22 protein-coding genes are annotated in these 23859 nt (G+C 71.7%); 9 read left to right on the top strand and 13 right to left on the bottom strand.

All coding sequences use genetic code 11. The features are described from left to right. Window positions 1–27: 27 nt before the first annotated feature. Entirely contained in the window at window positions 28–1215 is a 1188-nt protein-coding gene (gene xylA, locus AC6CQV_RS00730) for a xylose isomerase (protein ID WP_191009111.1), read from the bottom strand. A gap of 114 nt (window positions 1216–1329) precedes the next feature. Here xylA and AC6CQV_RS00725 point away from each other — a divergent pair, with 114 nt between their 5' ends. Then, window positions 1330–2502, top strand: coding sequence for an ROK family transcriptional regulator (locus tag AC6CQV_RS00725; RefSeq protein WP_492493008.1), 1173 nt, complete (start codon window positions 1330–1332; stop codon window positions 2500–2502). A gap of 61 nt (window positions 2503–2563) precedes the next feature. On the opposite strand, the gene AC6CQV_RS00720 is transcribed toward AC6CQV_RS00725, so the two are convergent. Continuing rightward, window positions 2564–3562, bottom strand: coding sequence for a LacI family DNA-binding transcriptional regulator (locus AC6CQV_RS00720; protein WP_498259995.1), 999 nt, complete (start codon window positions 3560–3562; stop codon window positions 2564–2566). A 170-nt stretch (window positions 3563–3732) separates the two neighbouring features. Here AC6CQV_RS00720 and AC6CQV_RS00715 point away from each other — a divergent pair, with 170 nt between their 5' ends. The 4 genes from AC6CQV_RS00715 to AC6CQV_RS00700 are packed head-to-tail and all read left to right on the top strand — an operon-like array spanning window position 3733 to window position 9275. Next, window positions 3733–5022 carry an ABC transporter substrate-binding protein gene (locus AC6CQV_RS00715; protein ID WP_101306930.1) on the top strand — a complete coding sequence of 430 codons (1290 nt, stop codon included), beginning with the start codon at window positions 3733–3735 and terminating at the stop codon, window positions 5020–5022. Window positions 5023–5050: 28 nt separating this feature from the next. Then, complete coding sequence (locus AC6CQV_RS00710) at window positions 5051–6052, top strand: carbohydrate ABC transporter permease (protein ID WP_060960651.1); 1002 nt, start codon at window positions 5051–5053, stop codon at window positions 6050–6052. Further along, window positions 6049–6948, top strand: a complete 900-nt coding sequence (locus tag AC6CQV_RS00705; protein WP_060960627.1) for a carbohydrate ABC transporter permease — start codon at window positions 6049–6051, stop codon at window positions 6946–6948. The genes AC6CQV_RS00710 and AC6CQV_RS00705 overlap by 4 nt, the downstream gene beginning before the upstream one ends. Window positions 6949–6953: 5 nt before the next feature. Next, window positions 6954–9275: a beta-xylosidase/alpha-l-arabinosidase gene (locus AC6CQV_RS00700; protein ID WP_498259994.1), complete on the top strand. Its 2322-nt coding sequence runs from the start codon at window positions 6954–6956 to the stop codon at window positions 9273–9275. A gap of 72 nt (window positions 9276–9347) precedes the next feature. On the opposite strand, the gene AC6CQV_RS00695 is transcribed toward AC6CQV_RS00700, so the two are convergent. After that, complete coding sequence (locus AC6CQV_RS00695; protein WP_492493016.1) at window positions 9348–10862, bottom strand: alpha-N-arabinofuranosidase; 1515 nt, start codon at window positions 10860–10862, stop codon at window positions 9348–9350. A gap of 75 nt (window positions 10863–10937) precedes the next feature. On the opposite strand from AC6CQV_RS00695, the gene AC6CQV_RS00690 reads away from it, so the two are divergent. Further along, window positions 10938–11531, top strand: a complete 594-nt coding sequence (locus AC6CQV_RS00690; RefSeq protein WP_498259993.1) for a sugar O-acetyltransferase — start codon at window positions 10938–10940, stop codon at window positions 11529–11531. A 47-nt stretch (window positions 11532–11578) separates the two neighbouring features. On the opposite strand, the gene AC6CQV_RS00685 is transcribed toward AC6CQV_RS00690, so the two are convergent. The 5 genes from AC6CQV_RS00685 to AC6CQV_RS00665 all read right to left on the bottom strand — a co-directional run bounded on the left by AC6CQV_RS00685 (window position 11579) and on the right by AC6CQV_RS00665 (window position 16952). After that, window positions 11579–12088, bottom strand: a complete 510-nt coding sequence (locus AC6CQV_RS00685; RefSeq protein ID WP_101306933.1) for a glutaminase — start codon at window positions 12086–12088, stop codon at window positions 11579–11581. After that, window positions 12085–12780 (bottom strand): SDR family oxidoreductase, encoded by a 696-nt coding sequence (locus tag AC6CQV_RS00680; protein ID WP_498259992.1) that lies wholly within the window; start codon window positions 12778–12780, stop codon window positions 12085–12087. The genes AC6CQV_RS00685 and AC6CQV_RS00680 overlap by 4 nt, the downstream gene beginning before the upstream one ends. Before the next feature lie 45 nt (window positions 12781–12825). Beyond that, window positions 12826–14052, bottom strand: coding sequence for a saccharopine dehydrogenase family protein (locus AC6CQV_RS00675; RefSeq protein ID WP_191009116.1), 1227 nt, complete (start codon window positions 14050–14052; stop codon window positions 12826–12828). 80 nt (window positions 14053–14132) lie between these two features. Further along, a complete protein-coding gene (locus AC6CQV_RS00670; RefSeq protein WP_498259991.1) occupies window positions 14133–15683 on the bottom strand; it encodes an APC family permease in 1551 nt (516 codons plus the stop codon). Between the two features lie 675 nt (window positions 15684–16358). Next, the gene (locus tag AC6CQV_RS00665; protein WP_498259990.1) at window positions 16359–16952 is read right to left on the bottom strand and encodes a TetR/AcrR family transcriptional regulator; all 594 of its coding nucleotides are present in this window, start codon (window positions 16950–16952) and stop codon (window positions 16359–16361) included. Window positions 16953–17027: 75 nt separating this feature from the next. Here AC6CQV_RS00665 and AC6CQV_RS00660 point away from each other — a divergent pair, with 75 nt between their 5' ends. Beyond that, window positions 17028–17414, top strand: coding sequence for a DUF1304 domain-containing protein (locus AC6CQV_RS00660; RefSeq protein ID WP_498259989.1), 387 nt, complete (start codon window positions 17028–17030; stop codon window positions 17412–17414). Window positions 17415–17492: 78 nt separating this feature from the next. Further along, window positions 17493–18503, top strand: coding sequence for an NADP-dependent oxidoreductase (locus AC6CQV_RS00655; RefSeq protein WP_498259988.1), 1011 nt, complete (start codon window positions 17493–17495; stop codon window positions 18501–18503). 156 nt (window positions 18504–18659) lie between these two features. Here the strand turns inward: AC6CQV_RS00655 and AC6CQV_RS00650 are convergent, their stop codons facing one another. The 3 genes from AC6CQV_RS00650 to AC6CQV_RS00640 form a co-directional block, all read right to left on the bottom strand. Then, on the bottom strand, window positions 18660–19670 hold the full coding sequence (locus AC6CQV_RS00650; RefSeq protein WP_191009120.1) for a tocopherol cyclase family protein: 1011 nt from the start codon (window positions 19668–19670) through the stop codon (window positions 18660–18662). Window positions 19671–20040: 370 nt separating this feature from the next. After that, on the bottom strand, window positions 20041–20760 hold the full coding sequence (locus AC6CQV_RS00645) for a VIT1/CCC1 transporter family protein (RefSeq protein ID WP_101306939.1): 720 nt from the start codon (window positions 20758–20760) through the stop codon (window positions 20041–20043). Window positions 20761–20860: 100 nt separating this feature from the next. Beyond that, entirely contained in the window at window positions 20861–21400 is a 540-nt protein-coding gene (locus AC6CQV_RS00640) for a YaeQ family protein (RefSeq protein ID WP_498259987.1), read from the bottom strand. A gap of 70 nt (window positions 21401–21470) precedes the next feature. Here AC6CQV_RS00640 and AC6CQV_RS00635 point away from each other — a divergent pair, with 70 nt between their 5' ends. Next, window positions 21471–22649, top strand: a complete 1179-nt coding sequence (locus tag AC6CQV_RS00635) for a sensor histidine kinase (RefSeq protein ID WP_498259986.1) — start codon at window positions 21471–21473, stop codon at window positions 22647–22649. A 30-nt stretch (window positions 22650–22679) separates the two neighbouring features. Here AC6CQV_RS00635 and AC6CQV_RS00630 read toward each other — a convergent pair whose 3' ends face one another. Together AC6CQV_RS00630 and AC6CQV_RS00625 are read right to left on the bottom strand one after the other, a co-directional pair. After that, window positions 22680–23114, bottom strand: a complete 435-nt coding sequence (locus AC6CQV_RS00630; RefSeq protein WP_223848747.1) for a PaaI family thioesterase — start codon at window positions 23112–23114, stop codon at window positions 22680–22682. Beyond that, complete coding sequence (locus AC6CQV_RS00625) at window positions 23111–23770, bottom strand: TetR/AcrR family transcriptional regulator (protein WP_498259985.1); 660 nt, start codon at window positions 23768–23770, stop codon at window positions 23111–23113. The genes AC6CQV_RS00630 and AC6CQV_RS00625 overlap by 4 nt, the downstream gene beginning before the upstream one ends. Window positions 23771–23859 lie beyond the last annotated feature (89 nt).

Here is a 23859-nt window from a genome sequence, read left to right as displayed (position 1 = left end):
ACGCGCGGACGCGGGCGGATGCCGGGGTCAGCGCGCGCCGAGCAGGTGCTCGGTCGCGAGCTGCTGCAGTCGGACGAAGCCGAAGCCCTTGCCACCGAGGTACGCGTCGGTGTCGAAGTCCTCGTAGGCGGAGCGGTCGGCGACGAAGTCGTCGTAGCTCTCGCCCTCGCCGAACGTCGGCTGTGCGAGCTCCGCGACGCGCGCGGCGGCGAGCGCCTCCTGCACCTCGGGGTCGGCGCGGAACGCGGCCGCACGCTCCTTCAGCAGCAGGTAGGTGCGCATGTTGGCGGCTGCCGAGTCCCAGACACCCGTCTCGTCCTCGGTGCGCGACGGCTTGTAGTCGAAGTGACGGGGGCCCTCGTACGACTGCCCGCCGTTCGGGCCGCCGTTCTCGAGCAGGTCGACCAGCGCGAACGCGTTGTGCAGGTCGCCGTGACCGAACACGAGGTCCTGGTCGTACTTGATGCCGCGCTGGCCGTTGAGGTCGATGTGGAAGAGCTTGCCGTGGTACAGCGCCTGCGCGATGCCGGCCGCAAAGTTCAGCCCGGCCATCTGCTCGTGGCCGACCTCGGGGTTGAGGCCCACGAGCTCGGGACGCTCGAGCGAGTCGATGAACGCGAGGGCGTGACCCACGGTCGGCAGCAGGATGTCGCCGCGCGGCTCGTTCGGCTTCGGCTCGATCGCGAAGCGGATGTCGTAGCCCTTGTCGACCACATAGTCGCCGAGGAAGTTGACGGCCTCGCGGTAGCGCTCCAGCGCCTGGCGGATGTCTTTCGCGGAGTCGTACTCGGCGCCCTCGCGGCCGCCCCACATGACGAAGGTCTGCGCGCCCAGCTCCGCGCCGAGGTCGATCTGGCGCAGCACCTTGCGGATCGCGAAGCGACGCACGTCGCGGTCGTTCGAGGTGAACCCGCCGTCCTTGAAGACGGGGGCGCTGAAGAGGTTGGTCGTGACCATCGGCACGGTGAGGCCGGTCGCGTCCAGCGCGCCCTTCAGCCGGTCGATCTGATGCTGCCGGTCCGCCTCGGAGGAGCCGAACGCGAACAGGTCGTCGTCGTGGAAGGTGAGGCCGTACGCGCCGAGCTCGGCGAGCTTCTCGACCGCGTGGACGACGTCGAGCGGCGGACGGGTCGGCCCGCCGAACGGGTCGGTGCCGTTGTAGCCGATGGTCCAGAGACCGAAGGTGAACTTGTCGGCGGGGGTCGGGACGGTCATGGCGCTCCTTCGCGAGGACTCCCGTGAGGGAGTTTTGTTGTTAGTCACAACCTATACCACGACGCACCCTCCGTCCACCACGCCCACCGGCATCCGCGCCTCTAGGGTGGACGCGTGGCACGCGCAGAGGGAACCGTCGAGGGCGTCCGTCGCGCCAACCTCTCACGGGTGCTGCGGCTCGTGCACGAAGACGGCCCGCTCTCGCGTGCCGCCCTGACCGAGTCGACGGGTCTGAACCGCTCCACGATCGGAGCCCTCGTCGCCGACCTCGTCGCGGCGGGACTCGCCAGCGAGGGCGCCCCGGAGGTGCATCGCCGCGTCGGGCGTCCCTCCCCCTCCGTCGCGGCCGCGCCGGACGTCGTCGCGATCGCGGTGAACCCCGAGGTGGACGCGCTCACCGTGGCGGCGATCGGGCTCGATCGCACGATCGTGCTGCGCGAGCGCATCGAGTTGGAGGGACTGATCTCGGCCGCGCAGGCCGTCGAGCTCACGACCGGCGTCACCGACCGGTGGCGCGCGGGCGAGCTCGCCGCCCACCGCATCGCGGGCATCGGCGTGGCCGTTCCCGGCCTCGTGCGCACCGCCGACGGCCTGGTGCGCCGCGCGCCGCACCTCGACTGGACCGACGCGCCGCTTCGCGACACCCTCGCCCGCGCGAGCGGGCTGCCGGTCGCGATCGACAACGACGCCACGCTCGGCGCCCTCGCCGAGAGCATGTACGGCGCGGGCCGCGACGTGAGCGACCTGATCTACCTCAACGGCGGCGCGAGCGGCATCGGCGGCGGGCTGGTGATCGGCGGGCGCCTCGTGCGCGGCGCCGGCGGCTACGCGGGCGAGCTGGGCCAGAACCGCCCCGGGATCGCACAGCCCGCCGACCGCCGCTCCGGCGCGCAGGGCACGCTGGAGGACGAGGTGAGCCGGTCGCGACTGCTCGCCGTCGTCGGTCTGCACAGCGCGGACGAGCCGACGCTCGAGCGGGCGATCCGCGAATCGCGCAGTGTGGAGGTGGCCGCCGAGGTCGAGCGCCAGCGCCGCATCCTGGCGACGGCGCTCGCCAACGCCGTCAACGTTCTCAACCCGTCGACCGTCGTGCTGGGCGGCTTCCTCGCGACGATCCTGGATCAGGATGCCGAGGCCCTCCTGTCCGCCGTGCGCGCGCAGGCCATGGCGATGAACGCCGAGGACCTGCAGCTGCGCCCGGCCGACCTCGGCCCCGACCGCCTGCTCGTCGGCGCCGCCGAGATCGCGTTCGAGGCGCTGCTGACCGATCCGCTCACGCCCGCGTGACGGCCCGACGCCGGGAGCGACCGGCGTCGCGCACCCCGGCCGCCGACGACCGGACCGTGCGTCAGCGCAGCGGAGCGGTCGTCGCCCGCGGGATCAGGCGCGTCGGGAGCACCAGGTGCGTCGCCTCCGGGGTGGCCCCGGCCAGCATGGTGACCAGCATCCGCGCCGCCTCGGCGCCGAGACGCTGGATGGGCTGGCGCACCGTGCTCAGCGGGCGCGCGGTGAGGAATGCCTCGGGGATGTCGTCGAAGCCCATCACCGACAGATCCCCCGGGACGTCGAGCCCGAGCTCCGCCGCGACGTCGATCAGTCCGAGCGCGGTGCGGTCGTTGGCCGCGAACACCGCGGTCGGGCGGTCGGGCTGCTGCAACAGGGCGCGTCCGACGACCCGCACCGTGTCGGGGTCGTACATGCCGACGGCCACGAGGGCGGGATCGAAGCGGATGCCGGACTGACGCAGTGCACGGCGGTAGCCCGCCTCGCGCATCTCCGAGGAGCGCAGTTCGGGGCGGCCCGCGAGGTAGCCGATGCGGCGGTGGCCGAGCTCGATGAGGTGCATCGTCGCCTCGAAGCCGCCGGTGAGGCTGTCGGATTCGACCGAGGGGATGTCCACCCGGCCCGCGTGCGGGTCGACGGCGACGATCGGGACGTCGGCGTTCACACCCACGACGGTCGGGGTGACCATGATCGCCGCGTCGATCAGCGTGCCGCTGAGCCGGCTGAGCGAGCGCCGCTCCCACCCCTGCGGGTCGGCGTCGCGGGCGCCGCTGTAGGCCAGCAGGTCGTAGCGATGCCCGCTCAGCGCGGCGCCGACCCCCTTGAGCACCTCGGCGCTGAACGGCTCGAAGTCCGACACCAGCACGCCCACGACGCCGGTCCGGCGCGAGCGCATGCTGCTGGCGACCAGGCTCGACTCGTACCCGAGCTCGGCCACGGCGTCGAGCACGCGCGACACGGTCTCGCTCGCCACGCCGTATCGACCGTTGACCGCTTTGGAAACCGTGGCCACGGACACACCGGCGGCCGCGGCGACGTCATGGATGGTGGCTCTGCGACTCACGTGGGTGATACTACGGGCGCGGAAACGTTATTGAAAAGGTTTTTGAAAACGTTTGACGTCGTTGACAACAAATGGTCACACTGGTGCTCATTCCGGCCCGAACGCGTTCACCGGAATACTCCGTGCCCCGAATGACCGGGGTGAGGCTCAATGAGGAGGACAGGAATCACATGAAGGCGAACAAGATCCTGACCGGAGCGGCGCTCCTGGTCGCGGGCACGCTCGGTCTGAGCGCCTGCAGCGGCGGGTCGGGCGACACCAACGCCGACGGCAAGGTCGAGATGACGCTGTGGCAGAACTCGACCACGGGCCCCGGCCAGCAGTTCTGGAAGGACGCCATCGCGGCCTTCGAGAAGGCGAACCCGAACGTCACCATCACGATGCAGTCGGTGCAGAACGAGGACATGGACGGCAAGCTGCAGACCGCCCTCAACGCGGGCGACGCTCCCGACATCTTCCTGCAGCGCGGCGGCGGAAAGCTCGCGGCGATGGTGCAGGCGGGCCAGCTCATGGACCTCACCGACAAGATCGGCGACACCGCGAAGTCCGAGATCTCCGAGGGCTCGTTCAAGGCCGAGACCTACCAGGACAAGATCTGGGCGATGCCGCTGGCGGTGCTGCCGAGCGGCTTCTGGTACAGCTCCGACCTCTTCACCAAGGCCGGCATCACGACCGCCCCGACGACGATCAGCGACCTCGAGTCGGCCGTCGACAAGCTCAAGACCGCGGGCGTCGCCCCGATCGCGCTCGGCGCGAAGGACGCCTGGCCCGCCGCGCACTGGTACTACAACTTCGCTCTGCGCGAGTGCAGCCCCCAGACCATCGAGAAGACCGGCGACTCGAAGGACTTCAGCGACGGATGCTGGCTGAAGGCCGCCGAAGACCTCAACGACTTCGCCGCGACGAAGCCGTTCAACGAGGGCTTCCTCACCACCTCCGCCCAGCAGGGCGCCGGCAGCTCCGCCGGTCTCGTCGCCAACCACCAGGCCGCGATGGAGCTCATGGGCGCCTGGGACCCGGGTGTGATCGCCTCGCTCACCCCCGACGAGAAGCCCCTCCCCGACCTGGCGTGGTTCCCCTTCCCGGAGGTCTCCGGCGGTCAGGGTGAGCCGGGATCGATGATGGGCGGCGTCGACGGCTACTCGTGCTCGGCCAAGGCGCCCAAGGAGTGCGCGGACTTCCTGAACTTCATCGCGTCGGCCGACCAGCAGGAGGCGTACTACGCGGCCTTCAGCGCCCCGCCGGTCAACAAGACCGCCCAGGCCGCCGTCAAGGAGCCCTACCTCCAGGAGGTGCTCGCCGCATACAACAAGGCGCCGTTCGTCTCGCAGTGGCTCGACACCGTCCTCGGCCAGAACGTCGGCAACGCGCTGAACGTGGCCGTGGTCGACCTGCTCGCGGGCAAGAGCAACCCGCAGCAGATGATCCAGTCGGTCACCGACGCGGCCAAGAAGGGCTGATCGGATCGTGTCCATCCGCGAGACCTCCGTGGCCGTCACCGACCCGGAGACGGATCTCGCGCAGCACGGCGGGGGCGGCGTGACGCCGCCCCCGCCCACGCCGCGCCGCCGTCCCCGTGGACTGGGCTGGGCCGGGAGATTCGAGATCGCGCTGCTCGTCGGGCCGGCGCTGATCATGTTCCTCGGCTTCGTGATCTTCCCGGTCGCGATGGCGGCCTACTACGGCTTCTTCCGGTGGCAGGGCTACGGCGCCCCCACCGACTTCGTCGGCCTGCAGAACTATCTGACGATCCTCACCGATCCGACCTTCCTCGAGGCACTCGGCCACAACGGCTTCATCGTCATCGCCTCCATCGTGCTGCAGGGGCCGGTCGCGGTGCTGCTGGCACTGCTGCTGAACCGCCGGATGCGGGGGCAGTCCCTCATCCGCGTCCTCATCTTCGTGCCGTACGTCATCGCCGAGGTCGTCGTCGGCACGGGCTTCGGGCTCATGCTGCAGACACAGGGAGCGCTGAACGGCCTGCTGGAGAGCTGGGGGCTCGGCGCGCTCGCCCACGACTGGATCTCCGATCCGGCGATCGCCATCTGGACGCTCATGGCCATCCTCACCTGGAAGTACGTCGGCTTCGCCGTCATCCTCTTCCTCGCGGGGCTCCAGGGCATCCCGGAGGAGCTCTACGAGGCCGCCGCCCTCGACGGCGCGGGATACTGGCAGGCCCACTGGCGCATCACGCTGCCGCTGCTGGCGCCCACCCTGCGCATCTGGGCGTTCCTGTCGATCATCGGCGCCCTGCAGCTGTTCGACCTCGTCTACATCATCTGGGGCCAGTACGTCGCCTCGACGGCGGGCACCTCCACGATGGCGACCTACATGGTCGTCAACGGCCGCAACGCCGGCAACTTCGGCTTCGGCAACGCCGTCGCCGTCGTCATCTTCGTCATCTCGCTCGTCGTCGCCCTGATCTACCAGCGCTTCGTGCTGCGCCGCGACACGGCCGGCGCCATCACCGAAGGGAAGAAGACCCGATGAGCGCGCTCACCGTCGACACCGCCACCCTCGCGACCGGCGCCGCCGGCCGCGGGCCCGCACGCCGCCGCGCGAAGGAGCGCCTGCCCTGGGGCAGCCCGCTCGTCTACTTCATCGCGCTCGTCGTCATCGCCCTCATGCTCGCCCCGGTGCTGTACATCGTCATCGGCGGGTTCCGCAGCAATTCCCAGATCACGGTCGATCCCGCCGGCTGGCCCGACCCGTGGAACGTGCAGAACTACCTCACGGTGCTCACGGGTCCGCAGTTCTGGCGTCAGGTGCTCAACTCGCTGATCGCGGCGACGGCCACCACCGCGGGCGTCGTCGCGCTGGGACTCATGGCGAGCTACGTCATCGCGCGCTACCCGTTCCGCGGGCGCGGCGCGCTCTACGCGCTGTTCGCCGCCGGGCTGATGTTCCCGATCACGGTCGCGATCACCCCGCTGTACATCGTGATCCGCGACCTCGGTCTCATGAACTCGCTGGCCGGGATCATCCTGCCCCAGATCGCGTTCGCGCTGCCGACGACCATCATCATCCTGGTGCCGTTCCTCCGGGCGATCCCCGACGAGATCCAGGAGGCCGCGTTCATCGACGGGTGCAGCCGCCTGGGCTTCTTCTGGCGCATGGTGCTGCCGCTGTCGGTGCCGGGCGTCATCACCGTCGGCATCCTGGCGTTCATCGGCAGCTGGAACAGCTACCTGCTGCCCCTGTTCATCCTCAACAACGAGGCGAGCTTCACCCTGCCGCTGGGCGTGCAGGCGTTCTCGTCCCAGTACTCGGTCGACACCGCCAAGGTGCTGGCCTTCACCTCTCTGTCGATGCTCCCCGCGCTGCTGTTCTTCAGCCTGTTCGAGCGTCGTATCGTCGGCGGCCTCACGGGCGCCGTGAAGGGCTGATCCGCATGACGATCTCCGACAACTCCCTCGACCGCCGTCTCGTCCAGCCGGTCTCGCCACGGGTGGCCGCCCTCATGGCCGACATGACGCCCGACCAGAAGGTCGCGCAGCTGGTGGGCTTCTGGGTCGACCAGGGCGAGGAGGCGGTGGCGCCCCTGGCCGACGAGATGAGGGCCGGCGCGACGACCGCCTCCGACCGGTACGAGCAGGCCTCCGCCCACGGGCTCGGTCACCTCACACGCGTCTACGGCACCCGGCCGGTGGATGCCGCGGAGCGCGCGAGCTGGCTGTGGGAGCAGCAGCAGCGGCTGCGCGCGGCATCGGGCCACGGCATCGGCGCGATCGTGCACGAGGAGTCGCTGACGGGTCTCGCGGCCTGGAAGGCGGCGACCTTCCCGACGCCGCTCGCGTGGGGCGCCGCGTTCGACCCCGAGCTCGTCGAGCGCATGGGCCGCCTCATCGGCGACACGATGCGCGAGCTGGGCGTGCACCAGACCCTCGCACCGGTGCTGGACGTCATCCGCGATCCGCGCTGGGGGCGGGTGGACGAGTGCATCTCGGAAGACCCGTACGTCGTGGGCACGATCGCGACGGCCTACGTCCGCGGCATCCAGGATGCCGGGGTGCACGCGACCCTGAAGCACTTCGTCGGCTACTCCGCGTCGCAGGCGGGTCGCAACCACGCACCCGTGCACGCCGGTCCGCGCGAGCTCGCCGACGTGTTCCTGCCGCCCTTCGAGATGGCGGTGCGCGACGGCGGGGCGCGGTCGGTGATGAACTCCTACACGGACGTGGACGGCATCCCCGTCGCCTCCGATCCGCGACTGCTCACCGATCTGCTCCGCGGCGAGTGGGGCTTCGACGGCGTCGTGGTGTCGGACTACTTCGCGATCGCGTTCCTCCAGACGATGCACGCCGTCGCCGTCGACCGCACCGAGGCGGCCCGCCTGGCCCTGACGGCCGGCATCGACGTGGAGCTGCCCAGCGGCGACGCGTACGCGGCCCCGCTGCGGGAGGGCCTGCGCGACGGTCGCATCGACGAGGCGCTCGTCGACCGCGCGCTGGCGCGCGTGCTCGCGCAGAAGGAGGAGCTCGGCCTGCTCGATCCCGACGACAGCGCGCCGCCGACCGCCGTCGACCTCGACTCCCCCGCCCACCGCGCCGTCGCGCGCGAGCTGGCCGAGCGCTCGCTGGTGCTGCTGTCGAACGACGGCACGCTGCCGCTGGCCCGTCCCGGGCGCGTCGCCGTGATCGGGCCGAACGGCCACGACGCGTCGGCGCTCATGGGCTGCTACTCCTTCGCCAACCACGTGCTGGCCCACCACCCGGGCACGCCGTACGGGTTCGCGATCCCGACGGTCGCCGAGGCCCTTCGGACCGAGCTGCCGGAGGCCGCGATCGTGTCGGTCGCCGGCTGCGATGTCGAGGGCGATGACCGCTCGGGCTTCGCCGCCGCGGTGGATGCCGCAGCATCCGCCGACGTGGCGATCGTCGTGGTCGGCGACCGGGCCGGGCTGTTCGGACGCGGCACGGTCGGCGAGGGCAACGATGCGGAGAGCCTCGAGCTGCCCGGGGTGCAGCGCGAGCTCGCCGAGGCGGTCGCCGCGACGGGCACGCCGGTCGTGCTCGTGGTCGTCACCGGCCGGCCCTACGCTCTGGCCTGGGCGCTGGACGGCGACGCGGGCTCGGCCCCCGCAGCCGTCGTGCAGGCGTTCTTCCCGGGCGAGGAGGGCGGCACGGCGATCGCCCGCGTGCTCACGGGCGCCGTCGCCCCGTCGGGGCGGCTGCCCGTCTCGCTGCCACGGTCGGCGGGCGCGCAGCCGTTCTCGTACCTGCATCCGATCCTCGGCGGCGACAGCGAGGTGACGAGCGCCGACAGCACGCCGGTGCGACCCTTCGGCTTCGGGCTCGGGTACACGACCTTCGCGCGCACGGGCCTGTCGGCACCCGAGGAGGTCGCCGCGGGCGACGAGCTGACGGTGACCGTGACGGTCGCCAACACCGGTGACCGCGCCGGCACCGAGATCGTGCAGCTGTACGCGCACGACGTGCACGCGAGCGTCGTCCGCCCGGTCGCGCAGCTGCTCGGCTACGCGCGGGTGAGCCTGGCACCGGGGGCGTCCGCCACGGTCCGCTTCGACGTGCCGACGGCGCGCCTGGCGTTCACGGGACGGGACGGCATCCGGATCGTGGAGCCGGGCCGCGTCGACCTGTGGGTCGGCGCGTCGGTCGCCGACCGCGAGACGGCCGCGACGGTCACCCTCACGGGCGACGTGCACCGGGTCACCGCCGCGGACGCGCGCACCGTGGCCACCCACGTCGAGTAGCGGTCTCTCGTCTCTTCCGCCGCTCGATCGGACGGCCCGCCCCTCCCGGGGCGGGCCGTTCTCACGCGTCGATCAGGCGAGGGCGAGCTCGACGGTCGCGAAGGCGTGCGGGGGCAGCTGCAGGCGCAGGACGCCGTCGTCGATCGACGCGTCCAGCGGCACCGGGCGGACGACGTCGGGGCTCTCCGGCGTGTTGTGGGCCGCGGCGTCCGCGCCGGTGAGCACCCGGGCGCGGGTGAGCGTCGCGGCGCGGCCGCGCAGGTCGATCTCGACCGCGAGCGGGCCGTCGACGCCGACGTGCGTGAGCGACAGGAGCGCCGCGCCGTCCTTCGTGGATGCCGACAGCGACAGCGCCGGCAGCTCCGCGCCGTCGACGCCGACGGAGGGAACCGACACGACGTGCGCGGGCACGGACTGCGCGTCGTGGTGGCCGACGTTCATCTCGTACACGTGGTACGTCGGCGTCAGCACGAGCCCGCCGTCGTCGTCGGTGAGGATCATCGCCTGCAGCACGTTGAGGGTCTGGGCGATGTTCGCCATGCGCAGGCGCGCCGCGTGACGGTGGAACACGTCGAAGTGGATGCCGGCGACCAGCGCGTCGCGCACCGTGTTCTGCTGGAAGAGGAAGCCGGGGTTGGTGCCGGGCTCCACGCTCCACCAGGTGCCCCACTCGTCGCACACGAGGTCGATCGACCGCTCGGGGTCGTAGGCGTCCATGACCGCCTCGTGGGCGCGGATCACGCGCTCGATCTCGTAGGCCTTGCCGATCGTGCGCACGTACTCGTCGCGGGAGAACGTCGTGGCCGACTCCTTCTGGATGCCGGTGCCGGCGTGCGTGTAGTAGTGGAACGAGATCGCCTGGAACGGGGACGGCTGCGGGTCGGGCGCGTTCGACGACGTCGCCGAGGCCATGAGCGCGTGCGTCCAGCGCACGTCGTCGTCGGCCGCGCCCGCGGCGATACGGTACAGCCGGTTGCCGTCGTGCTCGCGGCAGAACGTCGCGTACCGGCGGGCGAGCGAGGTGTAGTACTCCGGCGTCATGTGGCCGCCGCATCCCCAGGCCTCGTTGCCGAGGCCCCAGAACGGCACCCGCCAGGGCTCGTCGCGACCGTTCTCGCGGCGCAGACGCGCCATCGGGCTGTCGCCGGAGCGGGTGAGGTACTCGACCCACTCGCTCATCTCCTGCACCGTGCCGCTGCCGACGTTGCCGTTGACGTAGGGCTCGGCCCCGAGCAGGTCGCAGAGGTCCATGAACTCGTGCGTGCCGAACGCGTTGTCCTCGACGACGTCGCCCCAGTTCGTGTTGACCATCGTCGGGCGCTCATCGCGGGGCCCGATGCCGTCGCGCCAGTGGTACTCGTCGGCGAAGCATCCGCCCGGCCACCGGAGGTTGGGCACGTGCAGGCGGCGCAGGGCCTCCACGACGTCGAGGCGGATGCCGCGCTCGTTCGGGATCGGCGACTCCTCCCCCACCCAGAAGCCGCCGTAGATGCACCGGCCGAGATGCTCGGCGAAGTGCCCGTAGAGGTGGCGGCTGATCTGCGGACCGGTGACGTCGAGGTCGACGGCGGCGCGGGCGATGGTCATGACGGCTCCCGTTGTTCTGCGGCGACATCGCCGTACGGCCATCCTCCCACTAATATGTTCCGTATGACAACAAATATGGATCTCGCCGCGCTGATCGCAGACGACGCGGACGTGCGCGCGCTCTTCGCCGGCGACGGGGTCCGTTACCGCGCCTCGGCATCCCTGCCCGATCTCACCTGGCACGCCCAGTCGACGTGCGCCCGGATCAACCGGATCTTCTTCGACGACCCCGCCGAGGCCCAGCGCCTGTTCCATGAGCTCGTGCCGGGCGCCGGATCCGGCATCGACTTCCGTCCGCCGCTCAACCTCGACTACGGCATCGGGCTCACGATCGGCGACCGCACCTTCCTCAACAAGGACTTCCTCGTGGTCGGCGGCGGCTACGTCACGATCGGCGCCGACTGCCTCATCGGGCCCCGCTGCAGCATCTACACGCCCAACCACGCCGAGGATCCCACCCTCCGCCGGGAGGGATGGGAGCGCGCGTCCGCCGTCACGATCGGCGACAACGTCTGGCTCGGCGGCTCGGTCACGATCCTGCCGGGCGTGACGATCGGCAGCGACAGCATCATCGGAGCCGGATCGGTGGTCACGCGCGACATCCCCGCCGGGGTCGTCGCGGTGGGCAACCCGTGCCGCGTCGTGCGGCCGATCCGCGCCGACGTCTGAGGCGCGGCACCCGCGGGGCGGAGGGCGCGGCATCCGCGGGGCGAGGGTCAGCGCAGCGAGAGCTGATCGTCCAGGTAGTCCGCCAGGGGGCGGCGCGCGCCGGCCGGCGTCCACGTCACGAGCGGGATGCCGTCGACCAGCGCCAGCGGACCCGACGCCTCCCCGCGGCGCACGGCGTCGAGGTCGATCGCCGTCGCACCGAGGTGCAGCACCTCGCCGTCGGCGAACCCGCCACGCGCCGCGGCGGCGGCACGCTCGGAGCGGGCGCGCTGCGCCTCGGCGGTGTAGCCGCGGATCGCCTCGGTGCGGGCGCGCAGCACCTCGCCGGTCGCGAAGAGGTCGGCATCCCCGATCAGCAGGACGCCGACGTGCCACGCCTCACCCACCGGCACGATGCGCGGCGCGCGGCCGAACCCGAGCAGGCGGCGGGCATGCGCCCAGTCGCCGAGCCGCTCCTTCGGCGTGCCCACGAGCCGGCGGCGGGCGTCGTCGAGGATCGCATCGAGCAGTCCCGGCCCGACGGGGACGTCGGCGCCGGACGCGGACGGGGCGGTCATCGGGGGCCGGGCCGCACCGTCAGGTCGCTGATGACCGCGTCGCGCGGCAGGTCGAGCGCCGTGAGCGCGGCCGTCGCCACCGAGGCCGGGTCGATCCACCGATTGGGGTCGTAGGCGGCGCCCTCCTGCGCATGCACCTCCGCCTGCATGGGCGTCGCAGTGCGCCCGGGGTACACCGTCGTGACGCGCACGCCGTGCTCGGCCTCCTCGCCGCGCAGGGCATCGGCGAGTGCCTTGAGCCCGTGCTTGGATGCCGCGTACGCCGCCCAGTTCGGATGCGCCGTGAGGCCCGCCCCCGAGTTGACGAACAGCACCTGGCCGCGTGCCGCACGCACCCGCGGCAGCAGCACGCGGGTGAGCTCGGCGGGAGCGACGAGGTTCACGGCGAGCTGGCTCGTCCACGCCGACACCGGCAGGTCGCCGACCCGCCCGAGCTCGACGATGCCCGCCGCATGGATCACCGCGTCGATGCGGTCGGGGACCGCCGCGGCATCCCGCACCGCGTCGGCGATCGTCTCGGGGTGCGCGAGGTCGGCGACGATCGGGATGCTGCCGGGGAACGCGCGGACGAGGTCGTCCGCCCGCGCGCGGTCGCGCACGACCAGCACGAGCCGGTCGCCGCGCGCCGCGAGCCGCTCTGCGATGAGGGTGCCGATGCCGGAGCCCGCTCCGGTGATCACGTGGGTGGCCATCTGTCCATCCTTCCACCGCGGACGCCGCCCGCGCCCGCCGACGGCTCAGACGGGCTTGTCCTCCATGCCCCACGGAGAGCCGTAGCCGCCGGGCGCCGGCGCCGCGAGCAGATCGAGGAAGGGCTTCGCGTCGAAGGCCTCGGGGCCGAGCACGCCGGTGCCGGTCCAGACGCCGGTCGCGAGCAGCTCGAGGGCGATGACCGGGTTGATGGCCGTCTGCCAGACGACCGCCTGGGAGCCGTACTCGCGCATCGTCTGCTCGTTGTCGGCCACGTGGTAGAGGTAGGTCGAGCGGGGACGGCCGTCGACGCCGGTGCCGGTCACCCAGACGCCTGCGCAGGTCTTGCCGCTCATCTTGTCGCCGATGGTCGCCGGATCGGGCAGGCACGCGGCGACGACATCGCGCGGCGACACCTCGACGCCCTTGACGTTCACCTTCTCGGTGCTGTCCAGACCGAGCTTGTGCAGCGTCTTCAGCACGCCGATGAACTCGTCGCCCAGCCCGTACTTGAAGGTCACGCGCTTGGCCTTGGTCCACCGCGGCATGAGGAGCACCTCCTCGTGCTCGACGTTGACGCACTCGACCGGGCCGATGCCGTCGGGGAAGTCGAACACCTCGGGCTCGCTGAACGGCGCCGTCGTGTACCAGCCGCGGTCCTCCTCGTAGATGACCGGCGGGTTGAGGCACTCCTCGATCGTCGTCCAGATCGAGAACGAGGGCGCGAAGTCGTATCCGGCGACGACGAGGTTCGCTCCGTCGCGCACGCCCAGCTCGTCGATCTCGCTGAACAGGTGATCCTCGGCGTAGCGGGCGAACACGTCCGACAGCCCCGGCTCGACGCCGATGCCGACGAGCGCGAGCCGACCGGCATCCTTCCACTGGTCGTCCTTGGCGAACTGCTCGTCGCCGAGCTTCACCCCCGGCAGCGCGTGCGGCTGCTCGGGGTGCGGCGTCGAGAGGCTCATCGCCATGTCGAGGTAGGTCGCGCCGGCGGCGAGCGCGCCGTCGAAGATCGGCATGACGAAGCGGGGGTCCACGGCGTTGAGCACGTGGGTGATGCCGTGCGCCTCGATGAGCCCGGCCACCGCATCGGCACGGGAGGCGTCGACCTGGGCCGCCTCTACCCGCGGGTCGGCGACCTCGGCAACGAGCGCCTGCGGGCGCGCCGGGTCGTAGTCGGCGATGACGAGCTTCTCGAAGAAGTCGCGACGCACGGCGATGCGGACGGCGGCCGAGCCGACGCCGCCGGCGCCGACGATGAGGATACGCATGGTGTTCCTTAGTCGTGGTGATGAGGGTGCGGATGCCGGGCCGGCGCGGGCCGCTCGGGCCCGGCCGGGAGCCGGGGAGGTCAGATGCCGCCGTCGATGGAGCGGACGATGTCGCCCGGCTCGTCGGGCACGAGGACGGGGGTCTCGCGGTTGAGGGCCCGCCCCTGGAAGAACGGCTTCGAGCGCGGGAAGACGAACCAGACGAACATGAGCACGACGCCGACGAGCAGGGCTCCGATGCCGACCACGAACGTCCCGCCGATGCCCAGCAGCACCGAGTTGCCGTAGTCCACGTCATACATGTCGATCGCCGACTGCACGAACGCGAACGTCAGCATGAGGGCGCCCAGCAGGGGGAAGATGCCCTTGAACCACAGGTCGCGCGCGGAGCGGCCGAGGTCGCGTCGGTAGTACCAGACGCACGCGAAGCCGGTGATGGCGTAGTAGAACGCGATCGCGAGCCCGAGCGACAGGATCGAGTCCTGCAGGATGTTGTCGCTGATCAGCGTCATGCCGACGTAGTAGCAGATGGCGACCGTGCCGCCCACGATCGTGGAGAACGAGGGCGTCTTGTAGACGGGATGCACGGTCTTGAAACGCGCGGGGAGCGCGCGGTAGACGCCCATCGCGAGCGTGCCGCGGGCGGTGGGCAGGATGGTCGTCTGCGTCGAGGACACCGCCGAGATCAGCACCGCGACCACCAGCAGCCAGCCCCACGGGCCGAGCAGTCCGTCCTTGATCGCGAGGAAGAAGTCGTCCGCGTTGTCGGCGTTGCCCAGCCCCGTGCCGTCCTCGCCGAGCCCGGCGTACATCATCGCGGCGATCGTCACCGACACGTAGGTGAACAGCAGGATGATCGTGGTGAGCAGCGCCGCACGACCCGGGATGCGCTTGGGGTCCTTGGTCTCCTCGTTGAGGGCGAGGCAGGTGTCCCAGCCCCAGTAGATGAAGAGGGCGAGCAGCACCGCCTCGGTGAAGCCGTGGAAGTCGGTGAAGGCGAAGGGGTTCAGCCAGTTCCAGTCGAACGGCGTGGGGTTCGGTGCCGACCCGGCGAAGAACTGCCAGAGCGAAGCGACGACGAAGATCGCCAGCGCGAGGTACTGCACGGCGAGCAGCACGTTCTGGATCCGTTCGCCGATCTCCACGCCGCGCCAGCTCACCCACGTCATCGCCGCGATGAACAGGACGGCGACCAGCACGATGCGCCAGTCGTTGTTCTCGAGTTCCAGACCGAACAGGTCCCAGAAGTAGACGGAGGCGATCTGCGCGAGGTTCGCGAGCACGACCATGCCGGCCACCGCGACGCCCCAGCCGCCCATCCATCCCACCCACGGACCGAACGCCTTCGTCCCCCAGGTGAAGGTGGTGCCGCAGTCCGGGATCTCGTTGTTGAGCTCGCGATAGGCGAACGCGATGAACAGCATCGGCACGAAGGCGATGATGAACGCGATCGGCGCCTGGCCCCCGACGGCGAGCACGACGAAGCCCAGGGTCGCGACGAGGGAGTAGACGGGGGCGGTGGATGCCAGACCGATGACGGTCGACCCCCACAGGCCCAGCGTGCCGGCGGCGAGGCCTTTGCCCTCGCCGCGTTCCAGGTGGATCGGTGTGGTGCTGCCGAAGTCGCTCATCGCTCTTCTCCGCCCTCGCGTGATCATGCGTGCGCCGACGTCCCCAGTGACGCGGTGAGGGAAGACTAGAACGAGAGCGCACGCGAGCGCGGTCGACACGAGGGCGAATCTGCGCCGATCATGCGGCCCCCGCGTACATTCCGGGGTTGGGGGCGCGGCGCGGGCGGGCGGGGGCGGGGCGAGTCCCGGCATCCCCCAAACCCAACGGCAAGGCCTCCCGGGCGACACGCCGCACCGGATGCCGCAGCCACGGCGCGCCGCGTCTGCGCCCTTGCAGTTCGGTCTCCGCCGTCACCGCGCGCCACGACCACCGCCGCCGCATCGGCCAAGCTCGACTCCCGGCATCCCCCAAACCCAACTGCAAGGCCTCCCGGGCGACACGCCGCACAGGATGCCGCGGCCACGGCGCGCCGCGCCTGCGCCCTTGCAGTTAGGCCCCGCCGCGCACCCCGGGGCACCCGCGCATGCAGCGGGCACCGCATTCGCCTGCGCCACCGTGTGAACTCGACCCCCGGCATCCCCAAACCCAACTGCAAGGCCTCCCGGGCGACACGCCGCACCGGATGCCGCGGCCACGGCGCGCCGCGCCCGAACCCTTGCAGTTCGGCCACCCGCCGCCACCCGCGGCCACCCACAGCACCCCCGTAGCACCCCGCAGGCGCACCACCCCCGCGGTCAGGCGGTGGCGCCCTCGGCGTCCACCAGAGCGGCCGCCGTCTCGAGACCGCGGATCGCCTCCCGGGGCGACGTGCGCACGAGCGCGAACGCGGCGACGACGAGACCCGTCACGGCGTCGGCGAGGCGCCTGCGTCCGACAGCGGATGCTGCGGGCACCGCGGCGTCGACTCCGCGGGAGATCGCCGCGTGCAGCTCGGCGCGGTAGTCCTCGATGACGCGGGCCACCTCGGCGTCGCGCGACACCGGGGCGCCGGCGGCGTTGATGAGGAGGCAGCCGTGGGTGGCGGGCATGGACCCGACCCGGCCGAAGGCGGCGGTGAGTCCCCGCAGATACTCGGCGAGCGCCCGCTCCTCGACCGCAGCGGCCTGGAGGGGAGCCAGACGCGGACGGACGATCTCGTCCAGATAGCTCTGCACGGCTTCGTCGAACAGTCCCCGCTTGGAGCCGAACGCGTTGTAGATGCTGGAACGGTTCAGCCCCGTGGCGGCCTCGAGCCCCGCGATGGACGCGTCCTCGTAGCCGTGCTCCCAGAAGAACTGCCGTGCGGCGCGCACGACCGCCGCACGATCGAACTCACGACTCCTGGCCACGGCATCCGCCCACTTTCCGAAACGACCGTTTCAGTATATATTGAACCAGTCAGTTCAGAAACAGGAGGATCCCCCATGGTCATCGTCGGTCTCGTGCTCGCCTCCCTCGCGGCACTCCTGCACGTCTTCATCTTCTGGCTCGAGTCGATCGCGTGGACCACCCCCCGGGCGCGGGCGACGTTCGGCACGAGCGAGACGGAAGCCCAGGCCACGCGCGAGATGGCGTTCAACCAGGGGTTCTACAACCTGTTCCTCGCGATCCTCGTCGCCGTCGGCGTCATCCTCTTCGCCACGGGCGCCACCGTCCCCGGAGCGGCTCTCGTCTTCGCCGGCGCCGGCTCCATGGCCGCCGCGGCGCTCGTCCTGCTGCTGTCGAGCCCCGACAAGGCGTCCGCCGCGCTGAAGCAGGGTGTCCTGCCCGCGCTCGGCGTGATCGCGCTGGCCATCGGCCTTCTCATCTGACGCCACCCGCGTCCCCCTCCCGCCCCACCCACCGGGCTCCGACCCGCACAGCCCGACCCCATCCCACAAGGAGAACGAATGACAGACGCCACCAGCACCCAGATCCAGCTCGCCGCCCGCCCCGTGGGGTGGCCGACGCACGACGACTTCCACGTCGCGCAGGTCACCTACGGCGCCCCGCAGCCGGGCGAGGTGCGCGTGCGCAACGAGTTCGTGTCCGTCGACCCCTATATGCGGGGACGCATGAACGACACCCGCAGCTACGTCGCGCCGTACGCCCTCGGCGAGACCATCACCGGCGGCGCCGTCGGACGCGTCGTGGCCTCGGCATCCGACGACCTTCCGGTGGGCACCGTCGTGCTGCACCAGCACGGATGGGCGGACATCGTGCAGGCGGATGCCGCGACCTTCCGCGCCATCCCCGAGATCCCCGGCGTGCCGCTGTCGCTCAACCTGCACATCCTCGGCATGACCGGCCTCACCGCCTATGTCGGCCTCACGGCGATCGCGCACCTGAAGCCCGGCGACACCGTCTTCGTCTCGGGCGCCGCCGGCGCGGTGGGCACCGCCGTGGGCCAGATCGCCAAGCGCCTCGGCGCCGGCCGGGTCATCGGCTCGGCCGGGACGGCGGAGAAGGTCGCCCTCCTCACCGAGAAGTACGGCTACGACGCCGCTTTCGACTACAAATCCGGCGACGTGCGCACGCTGCTCGCCGAGGCCGCCCCCGAGGGCATCGACGTGTTCTTCGACAACGTCGGCGGCGACCACCTCGAAGCCGCCCTCGACGTCTTCAACGACGGCGGCCGCGCGGCCCTCTGCGGCGCGATCACCGGCTACAACACGACCGAGCGCACGCCGGGCCCCGACAACATGTCGAACATGATCACCCGCGCCCTCACCATGCAGGGCTTCACCCTCGCGGCGTACCTGCACCTCGCGCCCGAGTTCCAGCAGCACATGTCGGGCTGGTTCGCCGACGGCGGCATCGTCTACGACGAGACGATCGTCGACGGCATCGAGAACACCGTCGAGGCCTTCCTGTCGATGATGCGCGGCGCCAACACCGGGAAGATGCTCGTCCGCATCTGAGCCGCACCCGACCCGCGGAGGCCCGCCGCATCGGGGTCGCGTCCGCCCTGTGACAACCGTCACGGCGGATCGCGGCCCCGATTCGCGTCGTGGGCACCCCCGCGCGGCGCGCGCCGACCCGCTGCGCTCCGGCCGGCCGGGCGCTCCCCGCGGCCGTCAGCGCAGGGCGAGCAGCCGGGCCGTGTCGCCGAAGACCTCGAGCCCGGCGCACGCACCGACGCCCTCCAGCAGCACCCGCCCCGCGGCATCCGTGTGCCGGATCATCACCCGGGCGTCGAGCGTCTCCTCCACCCGCTGGTGCATCGCGGTGCGCAGCGGCGCGTGCAGGAGACCGCCGCGCACGCGCTCGGCCTCGAGCTCGAGATGCCCGTCGGGTCCGCTCATGCTCCAGCGCACCCGATCGTCGTCGATCTGCAGGCTGCGCTCGCGGGAGCGGTTGTAGGTGGTCCAGCGGTGCAGCCGGCCGCTGTGACGAAGCCCCACGATCGACCCGCGGAACGATCCGCGCAGCCACGGGATGATCGCCACGGATGCCACGAGTGAGGCATCCGTCGGCGCGTCGTCGACCGTGTCGATGTGGTTCGACGCCAGCCAGACGTAGCCGGCGGGAAACGCCTGACCCCAGTCCTTCTCGATGTAGCCGCGGCCGCCGTCGAACGCGACCTCCGCGCCCTCGACCTCCAGCGTGCCGGCGAGCCCGTGCCCGAAGGAGACGACGCCGTGGAAGCACTCCATGAACGGCACGAGCCCGTACCAGCCCATGATCCCGGGTTCGCGGGCGGTGACCGGCCACGGTTCGAGGGCCGTCGTGTACGAGATCCGCCCGCGAAGCTGCGGCAGATCGAGCACCGCACCCTCGGCGTCGAACACGTTCGCCCCGACGCGCACCTCGAACCGCCGATCGGATGCCGAGAACTCCGCCGGATCGTAACGGTGGTACCACGACCTCCCCGAGACGCCGTCGAGCACCTGGACGAACGCCTCGTCCACTGGCATCCCGCCGCGCCCGTCGCCGCGGAAGACCCCCGGGATCACCGCCCAGCGCTGCGCCCGGTCGGCCGTGACGAGCTTGACGTACCAGCCCTCGAAGAAGGGCCGCCCGGCCCCGCGGCCGTGGAAGGCCTCGGGATGCCGCGCCCCCCGCAGATACGCCATCGGAGTCCGCATGCGGCTCACCCTACGCCCGGCCCGGGACGTTTCGACTCGCTGCGCTCGCTCAACGGCTGGGGGTGGGGGCGGGGGCTTTGCGCGACGGGGCGAGGGCTTTGCACGACCGGACTGCAAGGGATCCGACGCAACACGCCGTGACCACGGCATCCGCGCCGGTGTGTCGCCTCACGGGCCTTGCAGTTGCGTCAGGGGGATGCCGCGGGGCGGAGCGTTTCGACTCGCTGCGCTCGCTCAACGACCGGGCGACCGGGCCCAGCACGACCGGACTGCAAGGGATCCGGCGCGACACGCCGTGACCACGGCATCCACGCCGGTGTGTCGGCTGACAGGCCTTGCAGTTGCGTCAGGGGGATGCCGCGGGGCGGGGTCAGCCGACGGCGGTGCCGAACAGCGTGCCGACGAGGAAGGTCGCCCCGAGCGCGAGCGCCCCGCCGATCACCGTGCGCATGATGGCGCGACCGCGGTTGGCCCCGCCGAGCCAGGCGGCGAGGTAGCCGGTGACGGCCAGCGCGACGAGCACCGCGATGAAGGTCCAGATGAGGCGCGCCGGGTGCGGCAGCAGCAGGATCGTCGCCATCGGCAGGAGGGCGCCGACGGTGAACGCGATGGCCGACGCGAGGGCCGCGTGCCAGGGGCTGACGACGTCGTCCTGATCGATGTTGAGCTCGGCCGAGAGGTGCGCGGACAGCGCATCGCGCTCGGTGAGCTCGGTCGCGACGCGCGTCGCCGTCTCCTCGCTCAGACCCTGCGCCCGGTACAGCCCGACGAGTTCGACGAACTCGGCTTCGGGATCGTCGGCGAGCTCCTTGCGCTCCTTCTCGATGAGCGCGCGCTCGGTGTCGCGCTGGCTGGACACCGAGACGTACTCGCCCAGCGCCATCGAGATCGCGCCGCCGACGAGCGCGGCCGATCCGGCCAGCAGCACGGGCATGACCTCCGACGTCGCACCGGCGACACCGACCACCACCGCAGCCGTCGACACGATGCCGTCGTTCGCGCCCAGCACCCCGGCGCGCAGCCAGTTGAGTCGCTGCGCGATGCCGGTGCGGTGCGGCTCGTCGGGGTGGGAGGAGTCGATCTCGCTCATACCGTCACCGTAGGCCGACCGCTGCGGGTCCGCCAGCAAGGCAAGCCCAAGCGAACTCGCCCCCGGCCGTTGAGCGGGCGCAGCGCGTCGAGACGCGCCGTCAGGCGAGCGGATGCTCGTGCAGCGCCGACGAGAGGCTCGTCCCGTTGACGTCGAGGTACAGCTGGCCCTCGGTCACCGAGAGGGTGACGGCGTTGCGCCGCTCGACGGCGCCGGCCGCGGCATCCACGAACCCGGGGTCGAAGGTGCGCAGCACGATGGCGTCGGCGCGGTGGATCTTCTTGCCCGCCCACAGGGGCAGGAGTTTCGCCGGGTCGCGGTGGCTGTAGACGACGGTGCGGTCGGCGAGCTTGCTGCCGCGGTGCAGCCGGTCGGCGTCGGGGGCGCCCACCTCGACCCAGGCGGTGATCGATCCGGTGGCGTCGCGCACGAGCACGGCGGGCTCGTCTGTGGCCGACACACCCTCGGTGAAGGCGATGCCCTCCACGTACTCGAGGCAGTACGCGAGGAGACGGGTGACCATGAAGGCGTCGGTCTCGGACGGATGCCGCGCCATGCGCAGCGACAACTCCTCGTAGACGCCGCGGTCGACATCCGCCACCTGGACATCGAAGGTGTGCATCACCGCGCCGGTCGCCATCCCTCCAGCCTAGGCGGCCGACCGCCGCGACGCCGCCGTTATCCTGGTCGCAGCCAGGAGGAGAGAACCCATGCCGATCACGGATGCCGCGGCGCGCACCGAGGCGATCGCCGACTACCGCATCGTCGGTGCTCCGGCGGAGCCGAACCTCGAGGGCCTGGCTCGCCTCGCGACGACCCTGTGCCGCGTGAGCGGTGCGGCCGTCAACATCATCGACGACCGGTACCAGTACCAGGTGGCCACGTCGGGGGTGGAGGGGGCGATCTGCGATCGCGAGGACTCGATGTGCGCGGTCGTGCTGCCCGACGCCCGGCACGTCTTCGTCAGCGACGCGCGCGCGGACGAGCGCTTCGCGGCGAACCCGTTCGTCACCGGCGAGCGCGGTCGCGTGCGCTTCTACGCCTCCAGCCCTCTCATCACCCCCGCGGGCGTCGCGATCGGCACGCTGTGCGTCTTCGACGACACGACCGGCACCCTGACGGCGGAGCAGAGCGCCGCGCTGGACCTCCTCGCCGGGCAGGCCGTGGAGGTGCTCGAGCTCCGCCGGCTCACGCACGAGCTGGAGCGCTCGAACGATCAGCTCGCGCACTTCGCCGGCCAGATCAGCCACGACCTGCGCAACCCCCTCACCGCGCTCATGGGCCAGCTCGACCTCGCCCTCGACGGGTTGGACGACGGCGACGGCTCACGGGCGGTGCGGGCGCTGGGGCGAGCGGATGCCGCGGCATCCCGCATGGGCACGATGATCACCGAACTGCTGGCGTACGCGCGCGTGGGCGGGGCGGAGGCCCACCGCGAGCCCGCGGCGCTCGGTGTGATCGTGGAGGGCGTGGTCGCCGACCTGGAGCGGGCGGTGGCCGCGTTCGACGCCGCGATCACCGTGCGCATCGAGCCCGACGACGCGATCGTCTGCGACCCGACGCTCCTCGCCGTGCTGCTGCAGAACCTCCTCGCCAATGCGCTGAAGTTCGCGGCATCCGCCGGGGTCTCCCCCCTCGTCGACCTCGACGCGCAGGTGGGCCCGGCCGGGTGGACGATCACGGTCGACGACAACGGACCGGGCGTGGCCCCCGAGCTGCGCGAGCGCGTGTTCGAGGTCATGGAACGCGGCGACCCGGGAGACGTGCCGGGGCTGGGGCTGGGACTCGCGACCTGCCGGCGCATCGTTCAGGCGCACGGCGGGCGCATCGCGATCGAGGACGGCGCGCGCGGCGGAGCGCGCGTGCGGGTGACGCTGCCCGCGGCGTGAGAGCGCTCGCCCGCCGCATCGGCGCGGGGCTCACTCGGGGTCGATGAGGAAGTTCGTGATGCGGGCGGTGGCCAGGTGGGCGCCGTCCTCGTGCGTGACGACGATCTGATGCGCCGTCGAACGACGCCCCAGATGCAGCGGGGTGGCCGTCGCACGGATGACGCCCTCGCGCGCGCCGCGGTGGTGCGTGATGTTCAGGTCGACACCGACGCACGCCTTGCCGAACGTGGAGGCGTAGACGAGCGCCGCCCACGACCCGACCGCCTCGGCGAGCGCCGCGCTCGCCCCGCCGTGCAGGCGCCCGAGCGACTGCGTGTTGCCCGCCACGGGCATCTCGGCGATCACGGCCGCCACGCTCTGCTCGAGGACGACGATGCCGAGCTTCTCATCGAGGGCACCCGGGACGATGCGCCAGGGCTCGTACGGACCGGCGCGCAGCGCCGAGGGGTCGGCGGGGCTGCTCACCGCGTCGCCGCCGCATCGGTCGGGCGTCGCTGCAGGCCGTCCCAGGCGATGCGCAGCACGTCGTCGGCGATCGCATCGGGGTCGAGGGGACCGCCCGGCCGGTACCACTCGGTGAGCGAGTTGACCATGCCGAAGACGAGGCGGGTCGCCACGGCGGCGTCGATGTCGGCGGCGATGGCGCCGGCGGCCTGCGCGTCCTCGACGAGGGCCGTGACGCGCTGGTCGAACAGGCGGCGGCGCTCCAGCGCCGCGCGCTCGACGTCGCTGTTGCCGCGCACCCGCAGCAGGAGCGTCACCTGGGGGAGCCGGGCGGCGAGCACCCGCACCGCCCCGCGCACCACGACGCGCAGGGCTTCCATCGGCGGCATGTCCGCGGCGGCGGCCTCGTCGAGCACCGACTCGAGCGCCGTCAGCGCGTCGTCGAGCGCGGTGCTCAGGATCGACTCCTTGGAGTCGACGTGGTGGTAGAGCGCCGATTTGGTGAGGCCGAGCCGTCCGGCGAGATCGGCGACCGACGTGGCGTCGTAGCCCTGCTCGTTGAACAGCTGGACGGCGATCTCGACGACCTGCGCGCGGTCGTACCCCGGCCGCCCTCGGCGCGCGGCCGCCGGCGGGGTGGCCGTCTCCGGCTGCGGCGCGGTCGCGTGCACGGTCATCGCTCCAGTCTGGCACTGCGCCGATCGGGTCCGGGGGCGCGCGTCCCCGCATCCGGCGACGGCGGGTTGCCCCGGCGTCGGGACCTCTG

Source organism: Microbacterium sp. EG9, from assembly GCF_059759475.1.
This window is presented reverse-complemented; position numbering and strand designations above follow the sequence as displayed.

Bases quoted from the DNA above. Each gene is read 5' to 3' on its own strand.
- AC6CQV_RS00670 (WP_498259991.1), bottom strand. From the start codon at position 15,683: ATGAGCGACTTCGGCAGCACCACACCGATCCACCTGGAACGCGGCGAG.
- AC6CQV_RS00695 (WP_492493016.1), bottom strand. From the start codon at position 10,862: ATGACCATCGCCCGCGCCGCCGTCGACCTCGACGTCACCGGTCCGCAG.
- AC6CQV_RS00655 (WP_498259988.1), top strand. From the start codon at position 17,493: ATGACAGACGCCACCAGCACCCAGATCCAGCTCGCCGCCCGCCCCGTG.
- AC6CQV_RS00700 (WP_498259994.1), top strand. From the start codon at position 6,954: ATGACGATCTCCGACAACTCCCTCGACCGCCGTCTCGTCCAGCCGGTC.
- xylA (WP_191009111.1), bottom strand. From the start codon at position 1,215: ATGACCGTCCCGACCCCCGCCGACAAGTTCACCTTCGGTCTCTGGACC.
- AC6CQV_RS00675 (WP_191009116.1), bottom strand. From the start codon at position 14,052: ATGCGTATCCTCATCGTCGGCGCCGGCGGCGTCGGCTCGGCCGCCGTC.
- AC6CQV_RS00645 (WP_101306939.1), bottom strand. From the start codon at position 20,760: ATGAGCGAGATCGACTCCTCCCACCCCGACGAGCCGCACCGCACCGGC.
- AC6CQV_RS00715 (WP_101306930.1), top strand. From the start codon at position 3,733: ATGAAGGCGAACAAGATCCTGACCGGAGCGGCGCTCCTGGTCGCGGGC.
- AC6CQV_RS00625 (WP_498259985.1), bottom strand. From the start codon at position 23,770: ATGACCGTGCACGCGACCGCGCCGCAGCCGGAGACGGCCACCCCGCCG.
- AC6CQV_RS00660 (WP_498259989.1), top strand. From the start codon at position 17,028: ATGGTCATCGTCGGTCTCGTGCTCGCCTCCCTCGCGGCACTCCTGCAC.
- AC6CQV_RS00650 (WP_191009120.1), bottom strand. From the start codon at position 19,670: ATGCGGACTCCGATGGCGTATCTGCGGGGGGCGCGGCATCCCGAGGCC.
- AC6CQV_RS00690 (WP_498259993.1), top strand. From the start codon at position 10,938: ATGGATCTCGCCGCGCTGATCGCAGACGACGCGGACGTGCGCGCGCTC.
- AC6CQV_RS00635 (WP_498259986.1), top strand. From the start codon at position 21,471: ATGCCGATCACGGATGCCGCGGCGCGCACCGAGGCGATCGCCGACTAC.
- AC6CQV_RS00705 (WP_060960627.1), top strand. From the start codon at position 6,049: ATGAGCGCGCTCACCGTCGACACCGCCACCCTCGCGACCGGCGCCGCC.
- AC6CQV_RS00640 (WP_498259987.1), bottom strand. From the start codon at position 21,400: ATGGCGACCGGCGCGGTGATGCACACCTTCGATGTCCAGGTGGCGGAT.
- AC6CQV_RS00685 (WP_101306933.1), bottom strand. From the start codon at position 12,088: ATGACCGCCCCGTCCGCGTCCGGCGCCGACGTCCCCGTCGGGCCGGGA.
- AC6CQV_RS00680 (WP_498259992.1), bottom strand. From the start codon at position 12,780: ATGGCCACCCACGTGATCACCGGAGCGGGCTCCGGCATCGGCACCCTC.